Origin of the sequence: Marinobacter sp. SS13-12 (assembly GCF_030227115.1) — a bacterium.
Lineage (GTDB): Bacteria > Pseudomonadota > Gammaproteobacteria > Pseudomonadales > Oleiphilaceae > Marinobacter.
Map to the genome: position 1 here is coordinate 1 of NZ_JASSUA010000001.1, position 18,007 is coordinate 18,007.

Annotated in this window: 14 protein-coding genes and 1 pseudogene; 5 read left to right on the top strand and 10 right to left on the bottom strand. The window is 52.0% G+C overall.

Annotated elements, in window-relative coordinates:
• Positions 1 to 218 precede the first annotated feature (218 nt).
• Entirely contained in the window at positions 219 to 641 is a 423-nt protein-coding gene (locus QPL94_RS21340) for a Tn7-like element transposition protein TnsE (protein WP_350310595.1), read from the bottom strand.
• Positions 642 to 1,058: 417 nt separating this feature from the next.
• On the opposite strand from QPL94_RS21340, the pseudogene QPL94_RS00010 reads away from it, so the two are divergent.
• Positions 1,059 to 2,207, top strand: a pseudogene (locus tag QPL94_RS00010) (IS3 family transposase).
• A gap of 371 nt (positions 2,208 to 2,578) precedes the next feature.
• On the opposite strand, the gene QPL94_RS21345 reads toward QPL94_RS00010, so the two are convergent.
• The 3 genes from QPL94_RS21345 to QPL94_RS00020 form a co-directional block, all read right to left on the bottom strand.
• Positions 2,579 to 3,007 (bottom strand): PAS domain-containing protein, encoded by a 429-nt coding sequence (locus tag QPL94_RS21345; protein ID WP_350310622.1) that lies wholly within the window; start codon positions 3,005 to 3,007, stop codon positions 2,579 to 2,581.
• Positions 3,008 to 3,636: 629 nt separating this feature from the next.
• Entirely contained in the window at positions 3,637 to 5,094 is a 1,458-nt protein-coding gene (locus QPL94_RS00015; RefSeq protein ID WP_285354704.1) for an NAD-dependent succinate-semialdehyde dehydrogenase, read from the bottom strand.
• Positions 5,095 to 5,140: 46 nt separating this feature from the next.
• Entirely contained in the window at positions 5,141 to 6,448 is a 1,308-nt protein-coding gene (locus tag QPL94_RS00020; protein ID WP_285354706.1) for a M24 family metallopeptidase, read from the bottom strand.
• Positions 6,449 to 6,713: 265 nt separating this feature from the next.
• Here QPL94_RS00020 and QPL94_RS00025 point away from each other — a divergent pair, with 265 nt between their 5' ends.
• Complete coding sequence (locus QPL94_RS00025; RefSeq protein WP_285354708.1) at positions 6,714 to 7,736, top strand: LacI family DNA-binding transcriptional regulator; 1,023 nt, start codon at positions 6,714 to 6,716, stop codon at positions 7,734 to 7,736.
• A 31-nt stretch (positions 7,737 to 7,767) separates the two neighbouring features.
• Here QPL94_RS00025 and QPL94_RS00030 read toward each other — a convergent pair whose 3' ends face one another.
• From QPL94_RS00030 to QPL94_RS00055, 6 genes are all read right to left on the bottom strand, one after another.
• Entirely contained in the window at positions 7,768 to 9,306 is a 1,539-nt protein-coding gene (locus tag QPL94_RS00030) for a sugar ABC transporter ATP-binding protein (protein ID WP_285354710.1), read from the bottom strand.
• Positions 9,303 to 10,247, bottom strand: coding sequence for an ABC transporter permease (locus tag QPL94_RS00035; RefSeq protein WP_285354712.1), 945 nt, complete (start codon positions 10,245 to 10,247; stop codon positions 9,303 to 9,305). Before QPL94_RS00035 ends, QPL94_RS00030 begins: the two co-directional genes overlap by 4 nt.
• A 28-nt stretch (positions 10,248 to 10,275) precedes the next feature.
• Entirely contained in the window at positions 10,276 to 11,277 is a 1,002-nt protein-coding gene (locus QPL94_RS00040) for an ABC transporter permease (RefSeq protein ID WP_285354713.1), read from the bottom strand.
• Between the two features lie 63 nt (positions 11,278 to 11,340).
• The gene (locus tag QPL94_RS00045) at positions 11,341 to 12,315 is read right to left on the bottom strand and encodes a sugar ABC transporter substrate-binding protein (RefSeq protein ID WP_285354714.1); all 975 of its coding nucleotides are present in this window, start codon (positions 12,313 to 12,315) and stop codon (positions 11,341 to 11,343) included.
• A 129-nt stretch (positions 12,316 to 12,444) separates the two neighbouring features.
• Positions 12,445 to 14,046 carry a chaperonin GroEL gene (groL, locus tag QPL94_RS00050; protein ID WP_285354716.1) on the bottom strand — a complete coding sequence of 534 codons (1,602 nt, stop codon included), beginning with the start codon at positions 14,044 to 14,046 and terminating at the stop codon, positions 12,445 to 12,447.
• 36 nt (positions 14,047 to 14,082) lie between these two features.
• On the bottom strand, positions 14,083 to 14,361 hold the full coding sequence (locus QPL94_RS00055; RefSeq protein ID WP_285354717.1) for a hypothetical protein: 279 nt from the start codon (positions 14,359 to 14,361) through the stop codon (positions 14,083 to 14,085).
• Between the two features lie 165 nt (positions 14,362 to 14,526).
• On the opposite strand from QPL94_RS00055, the gene QPL94_RS00060 reads away from it, so the two are divergent.
• From QPL94_RS00060 to QPL94_RS00070, 3 genes are all read left to right on the top strand, one after another.
• Positions 14,527 to 15,330: an SDR family NAD(P)-dependent oxidoreductase gene (locus QPL94_RS00060; protein ID WP_285354719.1), complete on the top strand. Its 804-nt coding sequence runs from the start codon at positions 14,527 to 14,529 to the stop codon at positions 15,328 to 15,330.
• Between the two features lie 444 nt (positions 15,331 to 15,774).
• Positions 15,775 to 16,896, top strand: coding sequence for a hypothetical protein (locus QPL94_RS00065; protein WP_285354720.1), 1,122 nt, complete (start codon positions 15,775 to 15,777; stop codon positions 16,894 to 16,896).
• Positions 16,897 to 16,996: 100 nt separating this feature from the next.
• Complete coding sequence (locus QPL94_RS00070) at positions 16,997 to 17,977, top strand: sialic acid TRAP transporter substrate-binding protein SiaP (protein WP_285354721.1); 981 nt, start codon at positions 16,997 to 16,999, stop codon at positions 17,975 to 17,977.
• The last annotated feature ends 30 nt before the right edge of the window (positions 17,978 to 18,007 follow it).

An 18,007-nucleotide genomic window follows, 5' to 3' on the forward strand; every position in this document is an offset into this window, starting at 1 on the left:
GCATTGGAGTGGTCCACGCCCTCGGACTACGCCAGGAAACATGCGGTTTCTCGGCGAAAACAGCACCAACTGGAGCCGGATTTTTCCAACTCTGGGTGGACCTAATACGGGGTCAGGGTCACGTTGGCTAGCCAATTGAACCACTTTCAATATCGGCGGCCAACGATCAATTTCAGCACATCGCCAAATCTATCCGAACTGCCCAATGTTGCAATGAACTAGCCTCTATAAATGCCTTGTTGTCTGAAGGTGGTCTGGTGCTGGATGCGCTTGTGGTGGCCGGAAAATACATGGTTGATATAAGGGGTTGGCCAGCTCAATGAGTTTTGCAATAAACGCTGCTCTAAAGTGTCAAGCGCGGCCTGCCAATCAAAGTCGCGGCTGGGTTGCTTCAAGAGCCGCGTTGATAACCGATTTTTATACTCAGATGTATCAACTTCCAGAAGAACATATCGTTTTCCATTTCTATTCAATAGGTTAATGGGTATACACCACGGATTACCGTCCTTCAGTAAATTTTTGGAGTAACCTGAAAGCGCCGGTAACTTTCTCCCGCCCCCAAAAACATGTCGACAGCCCTTTGTTTTGAGTAGCTCAACAACCGCAACAAACGCCTCAAACTTATGTGCATATAGATGCAAGTCATCACTTTGATCATCAATAGCATTGAACCCTTCGGCCGGTAACTGACCCTGGATTGTTGGTTCGTCGGTACTGACTTCTGTTTGATCGCCGCCTGTTTCACTACCTTCTTCCAGTCCTTCTGCGGCCCCGGTTCGCCGACGGGTGGCAACTCGTCATCGTTAATCAGTGCCTGGTTTGCAGGCACTGCTGCTTCTTGAGCACCCCACCTTTACCTGCCTGTCGCTCAGCAAATCTGGGATCAAAAAACTCAACCACATTCGAGTTCCGCGTGTTCAAGTTCTCAGCGCCGTAAACTTCATATACAAAGAGAACCTGGGATTCCTTGTGGAACTGACCCCGCACCGAGTGTAGTGGTTCAATGATTCCGGACACCAACGTAGGTGGTAATATCGCCATCATAAACGAGGTGTCTGATCACCAGAAAACGACGTTCCTTTTCTCCTGAGTTCAAGCAGGAAGCAGCCAGCCTGGTGCTGGACCAAGGTTACACCATTCCCCAGGCCAGTACGTCTCTGGGTGTGGGCGAAAGTGCTATTCGGCGCTGGGTTCAACAACTGACGGACGAGCGTGCGGGGGTTACCCCCAAGGGCAAGGCCTTAACCCCGGAACAACGCCGGATTCAGGAGTTGGAAGCCCGCTGCAAGCGCCTTGAGCAGGAGAAAGACACACTAAAAAAGGCTACCGCTCTCTTGATGTCGGACGACATGAATCGTACGCGCTGATAGACCAGTTGAGTGAGCAAATGCCTGTTGAAATGGTCTGTAATGCGTTCGATATCAGCCGTTCTAGTTATTACGAGTACCGCCAACGGCGGAAGCACGTGGATGTTGAGCGTTTGGCTCTGAAGGCTCAAGTTAATCGACTGTTTACCAAGAGCCGGAGTTCTGCCGGCAGCCGGACGATTAAAGGCATGCTCAGCGAGGAAGGCATCACCGTTGGCCGCTTCAAGGTTCGACGACTGATGAGCGAGCTGGGGCTGATCTGTAAGCAGCCAGGTCCTCACGCTTACAAGCAGGCCACCGTTGAACGACCGGATATCCCAAACCACCTGGCCCGTGAGTTTACGGTAGACCGGCCCAATCAGGCTTGGTGCGGTGACATCACCTACGTCTGGAGCGGCCAGCGCTGGAGTTATCTGGCTGTCGTGCTGGATCTGTATGCTCGCCGCGTTGTTGGTTGGGCGATGTCATCCAGTCCGGATGCAGATCTGGTAGTTAAAGCTCTGGACCACGCCTGGGAACAGCGCGGTCAGCCAGAGAAAGTTATGTTCCACTCGGACCAGGGAAGCCAGTATGCCAGCCGTAAGTTCCGTCAGAGGCTCTGGCGCTATCGAATGACACAAAGCATGAGCCGACGTGGCAACTGCTGGGACAACGCACCGATGCAGAGACTGTTCCGGAGTCTGAAATCTGAGTGGATACCGGAACCTGCCTGAGGCCAAAAAAGATGTTGGTAACTATCTGATGGACTACTACAACCGGCAACGACCTCATACGTTCAACGGTGGCATTTCTCCCGTTGCGGCTGAGGAAAACCTTAAAATACTGTCCGGGATTAGTTGACCACTACACCGGAATATGTTCCTAGCACCCGGAACTTCTTCGAAGACCGAGTCGTATAAACAGCGCTTATCACATGATACCCCAGGACAGTAACAGAATTGCCGGTGCCGTTGGTATCGGTCTCGTCACGCTTAAGGGGCTCCTTAGAAATATCCATGAAAGAATCGTGGACACTATCGTGATGACATTGGTTCACCGCTCAAGATGGGATCGCAGGACGGTTACCGATAATACCATTGATGAACAGGTCCGCCAGCTTTTCTAGCTCGTGTCGAGCGAGATAAGGAACACCTCGACGTTTTGGTGAACAATGCTGCCTTCCTCCACGAAAACCTGATTGACCGCAGAACTGGCTGCAAAGTATTGTATTTCTAAGCAAGACGGGCGCAAGCCCGCATCCTGACCATCCGGTCGCACAAGCAGCTATAAATGAGACCAGACATAGATTCAGCCAGGGGTTCCACCTCGTGCTTGGCAGCATGCTCACCCGTTACATCTTCATTCGTTCCTACCAACCACCTGGAGACATCAGAAGAAGATCGCTTCGCTAACACAGCTCTTGTGTGAACGTAACGCCAACCATCCCTCCTGTGTCTGAACCGGAGAGTTTCGTAGCGAGCCTCTCTTCCAGATAGGAATTGCTTTAATACCGACTCACCAAGCTCCCTATCATCGGGATGACTCAGACTGACGAAAGTGTCTTTCGATATCGGAGAAAGCTCGTCAAGGCTATAACCCAACATGTCTGCCCAACGCTCGTTACTGGTGAACTCATCGTTATCATGATTCCGTTCCCAGATGCCTGGTTATGTGCCTGCCTTCCAAAATGGTATCCAGTCGCTCTTCAGGTGATAGATACATTTGGCCTCATAAATCCGCTGGCAGATTTACGTAATCGACTCCGGTGCGCCTCTATGTTTATATCGGGACCGGCGACACATTAATTATGCTTAAAGGGGAATTTGTCCGTTCGCAGTACATCAGCTGGCTGTCCATTTTAGGACAGTCAAAACCGGACAAAATTCAGCAGGTTGTTTAGGACTGTCAGGGCGAGTAAAGTATTAAATCAAGGGCACAGGGCAAGCAGTCATTTTGGTAGTTTTGCGACAATCATAACCGGACAACTCCGTGCCCAATCCGGCGTAAATCGTGTAAATATGGGTATTAAAAGGGTTTTACAGAAGGTCGAACTTGAAACGTAACCACTTGGATTGCCTCACTTTACACCGTTTTACCCCTCGCTAAAACACCTTGGTACAGTGCCCTCCGGAGGCGGAGGTCAGAGGTTCGAATCCTCTCGGGCGGGCCATCTTTCACAAAAAAGCCCCGCTATGTGTGGGGCTTTTTTGTGAAAGACGGTCTGATCGTTAGCTTGGATGAGGGCCTGCGTCCAACCCGAAAAATGTTACTCAGGCGTAGGACGCGTCGGTCACCATGAGGTGGCTATATACTGAGTCTCAAGGAACTCCTTTATACCGTCCTGTGCACCCTCCCGGCCTATACCGCTCTCTTTCATACCACCAAACGGAGCGGCCGGGTCGGACACAAACCCCCGGTTTACGCCGACAATGCCCGCGTTAAGCCTCTGTGCGATTCTCATGGCTTTACCGACATCACGGCTGAAAACATAGGCGGCCAGGCCATAAGGTGTGTCATTAGCCTGCTGGATAACCGACTCCACATCCCGGAAACGCACCAGTGGCGCAACTGGACCAAACACTTCCTGACCGAGAATACGCGCATCCGGTTCGACGTTGCTGAGCACGGTTGGCGCAAAGAAAAACCCGTTCTCGTGGAGAGTCGTACCACCGGTTTCAACGGTGGCGCCGTCGCTTACTGCCTCAGCAATTATGGCCTGCAGTTTATCCAGTTCTTTACGGGAAATGATGGGGCCGACGTCCACGTCAGAGTCGAGACCATTGCCAACTTTCAGGTTGGAAAATCGCTCTACCAGTCGGCTGCAGAACTCGTCGTATATGGAATCGTGCACGTAAAGCCTGTTCGCGGCAATGCAGGACTCGCCAGCATTGCGCATCTTGGCAAGGAAAGCGCCTTCAATAGCCGTGTCGATGTTTGCGTCGTCGCAGACAATCAATGGTGCATTTCCGCCAAGTTCCATTGATGTATTGAGGATTCTTTCGGCAGCGGAACCGAGCAACAGTCGCCCGACACCTGTGCTTCCGGTGAATGAAATTTTACGCAGCCTCGGATCCCTTACCAGCGTCTCTGTGAGAGCGCCTGCGTCATCTGTTGTTAGGACGTTAACAAGGCCATCAGGAACACCGCATCGTTGCATCAGATCTGCAAGATACATGGATGTGAGAGGTGTCTCTTTTGGCGGCTTGACGATGACGCCGCAACCGGCGGCAATGGCCGGTGCGATCTTCCGGGTGATCATCGCTGCCGGAAAGTTCCAGGGCGTGATTAACAAAGCCGTGCCAACCGGCTGATGCGTCACAACAATCGTGTGCTTGCCGCTGGGAGATGGGCGCATTTCACCACCGAGACGCAAGGATTCCTCGCCATACCAACGAAAGAACTCCGAGGCATAATCGACCTCACCAGTAGACTCCTTGAGGGTTTTTCCTTCCTCAAGCGTGATTAATCTGGCAATGGTGTCTTTTTCTTTCTGCATGGTGTCGAAAACAGATCGCAAGACCTCGGAGCGCTCTCGTGGGGTCAGCGCCATCCACTCCTTCGCGGCCCCTTCACAGGCGTCCAGAGCCAGCTTTGCATGCTCAGACGTGCAACTGGGCACAATGGCGACGACTTTCTCGGTGGCAGGATTAACCACCTCAATCTTGCCACTGGTTTCAGTGATCCACTCGCCGTTGATAAACAGCCCGTTAGGTATGCTTTGCCCAATTTCTTCAATATATGCTTTCAAACCGTAGACTCCCTGATTCTGGATTCGCCTTTGGATCTATTACCGATCAATATTTGTTAGCAATAAACAATTCCTTTGACGGGAATAACGTGATCACCTGGCAACCATCCGGAGTCACCACAACTTCCTCCTCGATACGAGCGGCGCCATTGCCATCAGCAGCAGGACAATACGTTTCCAGTGCGAAAACCATTCCCTCCTGCAACTCGAACGGGCTATCAAACGACACAAGCCGACTGATAATGGGACGTTCGTGCAGCGCCATTCCCAGGCCGTGGCCAAATTGCAGGCCAAAGGCCTCCATCTCGTTAGCGAAGCCAAAGTCAGTCGCCTTGGGCCAGACAGCAGCAATCTTATCGGTGGTCATACCCGGTTTAACCAGCTCAATGGCTGAATCAATCCATTCCCGCGCCTGTTTGTAGGCGTCTTCCTGCGACTTGGTCGAACTGCCGATATTCAGGGTGCGGTAGTAACAGGTGCGATACCCCATGAAGGCTTGAATAATATCGAAAAATGCCTGATCCCCCGGCCGGTACATGCGGTCGGTGAAGTTATGGGGGTGCGGACAGCAGCGCTCACCGGATACGGCGTTGATTGCCTCTACATCATCGGAGCCGTTGTCGTAAAGGAACTTGTTGACCAGAGCCACCATCTCGTTTTCCCGGGTGCCCGGGCGCAGCTTTTCAGCCAGGTGATCGTAGGCACCATCCACCATCGTGGCCGCCATATTCAGGAGCGTGATTTCATCCTGGCTCTTGATCTGGCGCGCATCCAGCATGACCTGCTGCACATCCCTGATTTCCAGACCGGCTTCCTGAAGCGCGAATAACATAGGTGGTTCGCAAACATCCACGCCAACCGGCATGTCGGCAACGCCCTCGGCTTTCAGGATATCCCGGATCTCTTCGGCAGCGCGCTTGAAAAGGCCAGCCTCCTTACCAATGGACCCTCTCAGTCCGAGCATGCCCGCACGACACCGCTCCTGCTTCAGCCAGGGGGCATAAATACGGTGATGGGCAGCGGCTGAACCGAAGTCCCAAAGGTAGGGATCGGAATTCCCCGTGAACAAGGCATAGCGACAGAACTTGTCTCTGGTCCATTCACCAATAACGGAACTGGTGAGATACCGGATGTTGTTGTTGTCGAAACACAGAATAGCCCCCAGATCGGAGCCAGCCAGAGCTTCCCGCGCTCTGGCTGTTCTGTAGCGATGCAGGCGGTCATAGTTTACCCGCTCTTCAAAATCTACATTCATCCTGCCCGGTGCGGGTATAGGGCGTCCCCATACCCAGTGAGGATCGACATCCTCAGAACGAACAATGGTTGGCTCGCTCGGTTTTACGGTCTTAGCCATGACTCCTCCTCAATGCGGCGGCAAAGATAAGCCTGTTCTGCTTATGGAACTAACAATCCATACTCTAGTGCAAACGTTTGCGTTATTCAATTAAAAAGGTCTCGAAAGGCGTTTGGGTAGCCAGGTTCGTGTATAATTCAAGGAGCTAGGTATTCGAGATAATCGAACGCAGAAGCTCGCGACGTGGTGTCACGTCGTTTTCCAACTCCCTCTCAAATACTGGAATTTGGTTTTGGTACACAGGAAACGGGTAACACTTCGCGATTTGGCAGAACACCTCAACATCAACACCTCCACGGTTTCACGCGCCTTGAGTGAGAAATCGAGTGAGATGATTTCCCCTGATGTCGTAAAGCGTGTGAGAAAAGCTGCCCAGGAGATGGGTTACAAACAGAATGCCGCCGCATATGCCCTCAAGATGGGAAGCACAAAAACCATTGGCATGATTATCCCGGACCTGATGAACCCCGTGTTTCCGCCGATCATACGGGGTATACAGAGCGTCCTCGATCAATATGGGTACACAGCGTTCCTGGCCTACAGTCAGAACAACGAAGGCACCGCCCATACCGAAGTGGAGAGGCTTATCAGCCGGGGCGTCGACGGCATCATCTACGCAGCGGCATTTCGCAAGGATAGCGTCGTGGAGTTGTGCAAGAGTCAGGGCGTGCCCCTGGTGCTGGTCAACCGGGTGGTCGATCAGGGTGACGTGGACACGGTAAAAGTGGACGACTCACTCGGTATCAAGATGGCCGTGGATCACCTGCTTGAACTGGGCCACCGTAAGATCGGCTTTATTGCCGGCCCAAAAGAGATCTCGGTTTCCTACATCCGGCTTCGTGCTTTCACGCGAACGATGGCGGAACATGACCTTGAAGTAGAACCCCATCGCATCGTCGAGGCCCATGCTTTATCAGAGGACGCAGGCGAACAGGCAATGTCCGTCTTTCTTGGGCAAAACCCTGACGCTACCGCCATTATCGCGTCCAACGACCTGATTGCCCTGGGCTGTTTTACCGCGTTGAAACAGTTTGGCTATACCTGCCCAAAGAGGCTTTCCATAATAGGGTTTAACAATATGCCCTACCTTGACTGGTTTGCGACGCCTCTGACCACGGTCTCGATACCACATTTCCAGATGGGAGAACGGGCGGCGGAACTGCTGCTGAAGCGGATAAAATCCGAGAATCTAGACTACAACGAGGAAGTGCTGCTGAAGCCAAAACTCGTCATCAGAGGGTCAACTGCACCCGTTATCCGCCCCAAGAAAAAAAGCGACGCGACCTAGCGTCGCTAGACTGACATAGCCAACGTGACCTTCAAACAGCCTGGCCGGTGATCGCCCTGATCAGCGTGTCTTCGGTTACCTCACTGCGGTCAAAGCATTGGGTTATGGTGCCATCGTACATTGCGATAATCCGGTCACTGACAGTCAGCACCTCCGGCATTTCAGAACTGACAACGATCACAGCCAGGCCGGATTTTGCCAACTCCCTGATCAGGTGATGGATCTCTGATTTGGAACCAACATCAATACCTCTGGTGGGCTCGTCGAGGATAAGAATCTTTGGCGAGGTACTTAACCATTTGCCAATGACCACCTTCTGCTGGTTACCACCACTGAGGTTGAGAGTTTCATATTCCCAGCCGGGGCATTTGATACGAAGTTTTTCCATGTACTCTTCGAATATGGTTCTTTCCGCAGCGGTATCTATCCAGCCGAATCTGGTAAATTTGCTGATATTGGCCAACGTGGTGTTGTCCTTGCAACTCATACCAAGAACCAGGCCTTGTTCCTTGCGGCTCTCCGGCACCAGGCCAAGGCCATGGTCAATGGCATCAGAGGGAGAGTTGATGGCCAGGTCCTCGCCGTTGATCTGAACGCTTCCGGTATCAGGCTTGCGCAGGCCGAAAATGGTTTCCATGACCTCGGTTCGGCCAGCCCCGACCAGACCATAGAATCCGACAACTTCGCCCACATGAACATCGAATGAGATATCGGAGTACAACCCCTCAATACCCAGGCCATCGACCTTCAGAGCCTTGATTCCCAGCTCCGGCGGCTGATGCTCGATATCGGCATCCAGGTCGCGGCCGATCATACGTTGCGTCACTTCGTCTTCATTGGTTTGCGCGGTTTCAAAAGTGCCCTGGTAGGTGCCGTCGCGTAACACCGAAATACGGTCAGAAAGCTCAAAAATCTCATCCATCCGGTGTGAGATGTAAACAATGGCGGTGCCGCTTTCCTTCAGCTCCCTGATGACACCGAACAGCACTACCTTCTCATAGTCGGTCAACGAAGCGGTGGGCTCATCGAACACAACAACCTTTGGCTGGAACACCAAAGCGCGAGCGATTTCCACCATCTGCTGGTTGGCAATGGAAAGATTACCAAGGCGTTCCGTCGGCTGGAATTTGCAATTGAGGCGTGCAAGGATTTCTCCGCAGCGATCATTCAGATGGCGATTATTGACAAACATGTGGGCAAATCGGGGAATGTTCCCGAGGAATACGTTCTCGGCCACTGTCATGTCTGGAACCAGGGAAAGCTCCTGGTGGATCAGCAACACACCATGATCCCTCGCCTCAATAGGGCTGGACATGTGTACCAGCTGATCGTCAAGAATAACCTCACCACCGTCCGGCTGGTAGATGCCGGCCAGGATCTTCATCAGGGTGGATTTACCGGCGCCGTTTTCACCAAGAAGTGCATGAACCTCTCCCGCGCGGACATCAAGATCCACACCGTCCAGTGCCTTTACACCAGGGAACGATTTACTGACATTTTTCAGTATCAGTAAGCAGTTTTCTTTTGACTGAGGGTTTATCGATCCTTTCAACTCGGCTTGTGTACTCATGCTCCCACTCCTTTCGGCTCCGAGAAGCGCTTATCAATACACAGAACAATGATTAAAATCGAGCCCAGAATAATAAGCACATAGAACGACGGCACCTGAAGCAGGTTCATTCCATTTCTGAGTATCGCGATGGCAAGAACGCCGCCAAGGGTTCCGATGATGCTACCAAAGCCACCCGTAAGACGCGTCCCTCCCAGGACGACCGCGGTGATCGTCCAAAGCTCATAATTGCGGCCAAGATTCGGCGTTGATGCGCCCATTTGAGTAGATAGCAGAATACCCGAGAGAGCAGCCAGGAAGCCTATTAGAATAAAATTCAGTAACATATGCGGCCCAACCCGAATGCCGGCCTCTTTGGCAGCAACCCGGTTACCGCCAACAGCAAAAACATTTCGTCCATGGATCGTATATTTCAATACCAGATGTGCAGTTATTGTTAAAAATATAAAAATGAGCGCCAGCACAGGTATGCCAAACAACGAGCTGGCACCAAAATCCGAGTAGGCCAAATCGTACGCGTAGAAAGCCTGCTCTTCGGTATAAATGAATACCAGCCCTCTCACCCCTATCATTGCGCCAAGAGTAACAATAAATGCGTCAACACCGGTTTTCCAGGCGATTATTCCATTCAGCGCGCCAACCAGAATACCGGAGAGCAGTCCTACCAATACCGCTCCCATAATTCCCAGTTGCGGCTGCAAACCTACGGCAAGACTTGCTGCAAGCGCGAGGGTCGCTCCAACCGATAAATCGATATTGCCGTTGATCATGACGAACGTCATCCCAAGAGCAATCAAGCCGATTGTCGACGCCTGCAACAGAATATTACTGAAATTCCTGATGTCCAAAAAATAAGGTGATGAAAAACTGAAGAAGACAATACAGATAAAAACAAATATCCATATCGGCTGTCTTGTTATCAAGTTAATTATACGATTCATTGTCATTATCCCCGTCATATTTCGGGTTTTAATAAGTGCTAAATAGCTTGCCACGCTTGGCAGCTATGTCTAGCCAGACTGCTACAATAATAACCACCCAGGTAACGAGCCACTGGGTATAGTAGGGGAAGCCCAGCAGCAGCAGTCCATTCTGAATCATTGCCAGAATCAGTACCCCGATGACGGTTCTCGCAATACTTCCTGAGCCGCCCAGAAGGCTGGTCCCGCCGAGGATGACACCGGCAAGTACAAGTAACTCGTAGCCTTCACCGACATTATTCTGAGATCCCATCACACGGGAGCCCAGAATCAGGGCAGCACAAGCCGTGGTGAACGCTGATAGCAAATAGGTACTGAATACAAGACGATTTCTGCGTAGGCCGGAAAATAATGAAGCGGTTGCGTTACCGCCAATAGCAAATATCTTGCGCCCAAAACCGGATTTCAGGAGCACAATCTGTAAAACAATACCCAGTACTATAAATATTATTGCCGGAACCGGAATTCCAAAGAGCTCCTCTCTTCCAAAAAATGCAAACCAGGTGTTTGTCTGATCGGATATATCAACATTTTTACCACCTGAATAAACGAGGGTAATGCCTTGTATAGCGGATAACATACCCAAGGTTACAATCAGTGAATTCAAACGTAGATAACCGATTAAATATCCGTTAACGGAACCAATCAGCAACGTAAAGACAAACATCAGCAGGATTGCCATCCCAGGCCCCACCTTGTCATGAAGGTCAACCACCAGAACAGTGGCAAAAGATAAAAGGGAACCTACAGACAGATCCAGATTTCCCCCGATGACAACAAAAGTCACACCAAGCGCAATGGTCCCGATGATGGACGCCTGCATCACCACGGTCAGGAAATTATCAGTACTGAGAAATTTTTGAGTCGACAGCGAAAAAATAACGACGCATAGGACGAAGGCCACCGAAATACCATGCTTTCCAAAAAACTGAAGCGCAGATATTTCGCCACCTTTAAATCCCGGTTTGAAAGAATCCAATAAAGCTTTCATTATTTGACCCCACTAACAGGAGCCCTTGATGCAAGGGCTCCTTTTACTGTCAGATATCTCGACTCAGAAAACAGGCTTTTCGAATTCGTCCATGTTTTCCTGGGTAATTTTTGGAGTCTCAAAATAACTCATCTTTTCGACTTCTTTCCCTTGAGCTACGGCAATAGCGATGTTTAAAGCATTGCGCGCATCCTCTGCGGGTGACTGGTACACCGAGCCATGGTATTCACCCCGAGCCATGGCCTCATAACCAACCGCGAAGTTGGTGGCACCAATGAAGACGATCTCGTCGGCACGGTCTTCCGATTTCGCAGCATTCAGTGCACCGACCCCCATATTATCGTCGGCAGCGTAAACGCCATCGATTTTGTCATATCGGGTCAGGAAGTCCTCCATCGTGCGCTGGGCTTTCGCACGATTCCAGTCGCCTGGCTGTGAATCGAGAATTCTCACATCTGGGCATACTTCGGGAAGACGGTCCTCAAAGCCTTTTTGCCGCTCAATGGCAGTGGTATACCCGGGTTGCCCGGTAATCTGAACAATATCGCCCTGGCCACCAAGCTGGTCGCACATCATTTCTGCGGCATAAGCGCCCTGCTGGATATTGTTAGGTCCGGAAAAAGCAGCAATCAGCGGCTGACCTGCCTCAGCAATATTCGAATTGGTTACCACTACAGGAATGCCTGCATTCTTGGCACCGTTAATTGCAGGAACTACAGCCTGGCCATCTGTCGGCCAGATGATGATCACATCAACCTGCTGCTGGATCAGATTCCTTACCTGTGAAATCTGGCGGGCAACATCACCGCCAGCATCAAGAACGACGACTTCCACGTTATCTGCCTCATCAGCGGCCTCTTCGAAGGCCTGCTCATAGGTAGTCTGGTAGCTGTCTACGCCTACATTGTTCTGGGTAATCCCAATCCTGAAAGTTTCTGCCTGCGCCATCCCTGACAATCCCAGACTGAGCGATCCGGCGAGTAGAGAAATTTTGCCGAGCTCCCGGATAGTGCGAACTGAACTGATCTGAACTTTCATTGTTTTGACTCCGTTGCTTGTTTTTTTACGGACATGAGAGTTAATGGAAACCTCATTGTTAATCGTTGCAGAGTGCACGCAATAATGCAATCGTTTGCACTCAATTTTTACAAATTTTTGGGTTGACCATCAGTGCTGATGTCCCTCCTCCACCTGTCCTTTCTCGACAAGCAGAACTTCCGTCGTAATTAACAATGTCGCCAGTGAGGATGCCGTCTGCAGTGCCAACCTGGTGACTTTGGTAGGATCGATTATGCCGGACTCAAACAGGTGCTCTATGTTTCCGGTTGCGGCGTTCAGACCGTAGTCCAGGCTCCCGCCCAGAATATTCTCGATGATAACCCCGGGGACCAGGCCGGCATTTTCCGCAATGGTTGAGAGTGGAGCCTCCAGGGCCCTGATGGTAAGCGCGTATCCGGCCGCTTCATCAGGCGTCAGCTCTGCCGGTGACTGCATCTTTTCGATCACCCGTATCAGCGATACACCACCTCCCGGCACATAACCTTCTTCCACAGCTGCACGCGTAGCCTGAATGGCATCACCAATACGATCCTTTCTCTCTTCCAGCTCGACTTCTGTCGCGGCACCGACCTTGATAACGCCAATGCCACCGGAAAGCCTCGCCTTTCGCTGCATCAGTTTTTCCCGGTCGTAGTCTGAAAATGCATCGGGTATCTGCTGCTTGATCTGGTCGATGCGATCGGTGATCGCTTCCGGGTCACCGGCGCCATCGATAATGGTGCAGGTATCCTGGGTTACCACGACTCGCCTGGCGCTGCCCAGATCCGGCTCCTGGAGGTCAGCGATGGTGACGCCCAGCTCACTTGATACCAGCCGGGCGCCGGTCAATACGGCTATGTCGGCAATCATGTTTTTACGCCGGTCACCAAACCCCGGTGATTTAACAGCCGCCACTTTTACCCGGCCTTTCATGTGGTTAACGATCAGCGTAGGCAGCGTGTCGTGCTCAAACTCTTCGGCAATGACCAGCAGTGGGCGTCGCTCCCTCCCTACTGTTTCCAACAGAGGGACCAGGTCATTGAACGAATCGAACTTTCCATCGATCGGCAGAATCAGCGGATTTTCGAGATCCACCGACATGCTTTTGTGATCGTTTATGAAATGAGGCGAGGCATACCCGCGGTCAAACTGCATGCCCTTGACCAGCTTCAGCTCCAGATCAAGACCGGTACCATCCTCAACCGTGATCACGCCTTCAATACCAATCTCACTCATGGCGTCAGCAATCATTCCACCGATTGCTGTGTCGCCGTTAGCAGAGATAGTCGCGATACGGCGGATGGATTCAGGCTCATTGCACGGCCGTGACATGGAATTGAGAGCATCCACCGCATCTTTTGTTGCCCTCTCTATACCCCGCTTGATAGCAACCGGGCTCATGTTTGCCGCAACCGCCCTCATGCCTTCATTCATCAGTGCCTGGGCAAGAACCGTTGCCGTTGTGGTGCCATCGCCTACTTCTTCATTAACCTTGGATGCAACATTGCGTGCAAGGCGCGCTCCCGTATCTTCTATCTCGTCGGATAATTCCGTTTCCTTTGCAACCGACACCCCATCCTTTGTTACATATGGCAAGCGATCCTTCTTGCTGATCACCACGTGCCGCCCACAGGGGCCGAGTGTGGCTTTGACGGCATCGCCGAGCGTGTTGATTCCGCGCAACAGTGAGTTCCGGGCTTCCTGATCGAACTGGATGTGCTTGGCTGACATAAGCAATAAGCTCCTGAATAATTTGGATAAAAATATTTACTGGTTGCTGGCCCAGGCGAGCACATCGTCGGTGTGAATAATCACTTTGCTATCACCACAGTCCGCCACTACGTCTCCCTGCCCGGCAACAAAGAAAACAGTGTCGCCCTGCTGAAGACCTTCCAGGCGGGTTCTGGCGCCATAGCCAATCTCAACAACACGTCCTTTTGGCGACTCTCCGGAGCTTCTGTTCGACATAACAATGCCCTGGGCGGATTCATGCCGTTGCTCTATCAATTCCAAAACAACACGGTCTGGAGCGGGGTGCAGCGTCATAATAAATTTCTCCGATTGGTAAATTCTTTGTTGTTGCTTATATTTATTGCACACAAAGCAGATTGTTCAAATCAATGTAGCGCAATCGTTTGCATTTGTAAAACCGCTTCGCTAGACTTGCTTTACTACTCGAAACCCAAACAAAGACAAAAGCTGGGAGAAGATATGGATAAGACACGTTTGCAAGGCAAGAACTGCCTGATCACCGGGGCTGCCAGAGGCATTGGTGCGGCTGTAGCGGAGCACTACGCGGCGCAAGGCGCAAAGGTCTGTGTAGCGGATATCAATCTTGAAGGGTGCCAGGAGGTTGTTTCCCGCATCAAGGAAAATGGCGGAGAAGCGATAGCGGTTTCTCTGGACGTTACCAGCCGGGAACAGATGAAGGCAGCAGTCCAGGCTACTGTCGACGCCTTTGGCAGCCTGAACGTTATGCTGAATAACGCGGGTATCAACAAACCCCTTATGTTTCTTGATATCACCGAGGAAAACTGGCGCCAGATCATGGATGTGAACGGCTGGGGTTGCCTGGTCGGAATGCAGGAGGCGGCGAAGCAGATGATTGCCCAGGGCAAGGAAAACGGCCCTTACAAAATTATCAATGTCGGCTCGATTCTCAGCCGACAGGCATTCGACGATGTTATCCCCTACTCATGCAGCAAACACGCAGTCCAGGCAATGATCAACGGTGGCGCCAAAGCACTGGTTGATCACAACATTACGGTCAACGGCTACGGCCCGGGTGTCGTCAGAACGGAATTATGGGAACAACTGGACAAGGATCTTGTTGCCATCGGTAAGTTTGAAAAGCAGGGACAATCGATGGATGAACTGGCCGAAAAAATGATCCTTATGAAGCGGTACTCCTACCCAGAGGATATCGTGGGAACAGCCTCTTTCCTCGCCAGCAGCGAATCCGACTATATGACGGGTCAGTTGCTGATGATCGATGGCGGCATCGTACTGCAGTAAGGAACCCGAACTCCACGGATCTTTGCGGAGTCGATCTTCGTCGATGATGCCCTGACGCTAAACCGGCATCCCATTGTTGTTGTGTTGTGTTGTGTTGTTTCTACCCTCCCCCTTGTCAGTCAAAGGGAGCTTGCGCCAGCACCTGCTGGCGCTTTTTTTAACCTACTCCTCCCTGCCCGGCTGTAACCATTGCAGGCGAAGTCCAGTGCATCAGGGCCATTAGTGTTTCACCAATAATCCAAGGTGGAAACTGTTTATTTTTGGTGCAAACGTTTGCATTATTGATGAGCTTTTGCTAAAAATTGAATGTGCAGTTGCACATCCTACGTAAACAAAAACAATGCGGAGAGAACCATGACTAGTGTGATGCCGAAGGTTGGGCTTAATTTTCAGAACTTATCTGCTGTCGCTGGCGCGATTGCAATGCTTTGCAGTTCACCGGTAATGGCGCAAGACTCGGCCGGTTACCGGATGGACGATATTGAAAACCGGATCGCGGATCTGGAGAACACCATACCTCTCAGAGTCGGCGTCGGAGTCGAGACACTTTATATCCTTGCGGACCATTCCGAAGCCAGTCGCGAAAAGAGCGGTGATTATTTTCTCGACAAGTTCGAATTGATCATAAGCGGAGATTTCGACGGCGGACTCTATTACCGTTCCAGATGGGATTATCAGGTAACCCAGCAGGCCTTTTTCCCTGCCTGGACCTACGCCGGGCTGAAACACAACGACAACTGGTCGACAGAAGCCGGCGTCATTATTCAACCCCTTGGAGCGGGCGTGGACGGCTCCTACTATGACAACAGCTTTTTGAGTGACGTGCCTCTGTGGATCGGCCTGGCAAACAACTCCGAGCCGGGCATCAAAACCAAGTTCAGCCAGGGCAACGCCGACTGGGTGTTCGCCTTCACCAAAAACGCCGAGTTGACCAGCAAACCCACGGCCCGTTTTCGCCCTGATCTGATCGCCCAGAACGGCCTTTCCGAGGTGGAATTAAACAATACCTTTCACGGTGGCGGTGCTTACACCATTGACCTGGACGGGGCGAGTCTGCAACTGGGTTCCAACGGTCAATATGGCGACCTGTTCAACACGGTGACAACTGACAGCGGGGGTGAGCACTGGGCAGCGACTGCTTTTGCCAACTACAACGCCGGTGGCTTTGCATTGACTCTCCAGGGCATGGTGTACGACTACAACCTGGACAGAGCACCTGTCGGTGGCCCAGCTACCACGGACACCGTTTATCTGTCACAAGGTAAACCGATTCCGGCCAGCGGCAATGTCTACTCAACCCGGATTTCCTACACAATGCCAGCGTCCGTTGGCGTCTTTGACACCGTCAAGTTTTATCACGATTACGATTTTCTCGACAGTAACAGCAACGACGGCATTTCCTCTGACGACACACAGTTCAGCATTGCCGGCGTCCACCTCTCAAGAGGTGCCTTTAACACCTGGGTCAGTGTGTATACGTCCAAGAACGCCGACTTTGCAAACGGCGGGCCTGATGACGACACCTGGAACACTCAGTTCACCGTCGTAGGCGCTTTGTACTTCTGATAACGAGGGGGAAAAGCTTCTGGCAACGGATTGCCAATCAAACGTTAAAACACCTGAGTCTGATCTCGTTTTTGGATTTATTGGATTCCCGGGAGGAAAAATGAAAAATATATCAGGTATACCGTCGGTTATTGCAGCCGGCATTTTTGCGATGGCTGGCTCTGGAAACGCAGTGGCGCAGACTGAGTTGAGATGGGGCCATGTCTACGAGTCACAGTCACCTTACCATGAGTGGGCGGAATGGGCGGCCGAGGCTTTCGAAGATCGTACCGATGGCAGGTATGCGATTGAGGTTTTTCCGGCATCCTCCCTGGGCAAACAGACCGACCTGGCGGAAGGGCTGGAACTCGGTACCGTCGACATAATCTATGACGGTCAGTTCTTTGCAGGCCGTCGCTATGGGCCGATGGCAATCGGTAGCGCCCCCTTCATGTTCCGTGACTTTGCCCACTGGGAGGCCTATCGCGATTCAGATCTTTTCCTCGATCTTTCCGCCGGATATGCCGAAGCCACCGGCGACGACATCGCCGGACTGGTCTATTACGGCCAGCGTCATGTGACATCGAACAATGAAATCCAAACGCCTGCCGATATGGAAGGCATGAAAATCCGTGTGCCCAACGCCTCGCTCTACAAGATGTTCCCAGAGGCCGTTGGCGCCAACGCCACTCCAATGGCATTTTCCGAGGTTTACCTGGCACTGCAACAGGGCGTTGTGGATGCCCAGGAGAATCCGCTCCCCACGATCCAGTTCAAGAAATTCTACGAGGTACAGGACTACATCACCCTGACGGGCCACATCACCGATGCACTCCTCACGATCGTTGCCGGCCGCATTTCAGACAGCATGCCGGACGAGGACTATGCAACGCTGATGGCGGTGCTGAAAGAATCCGCCGAAGGTGCCTCGTCTGATATCCGCAGCTCCGAACTCGAGTTGGTGGATTGGTTCCGTGAGCAGGGGGCGACCGTCACCGAAGTGGATCGAGCGCCCTTCCGCGCTGCGGTCGCTGACGACTTGAATGGTCCAGAGGTGAGCTGGGACCGCGAGACCTTCGACAGGCTGCAAGCCCTGAAATGACCAAGCACAGCCGCCTGAGTCCTGGCAGAA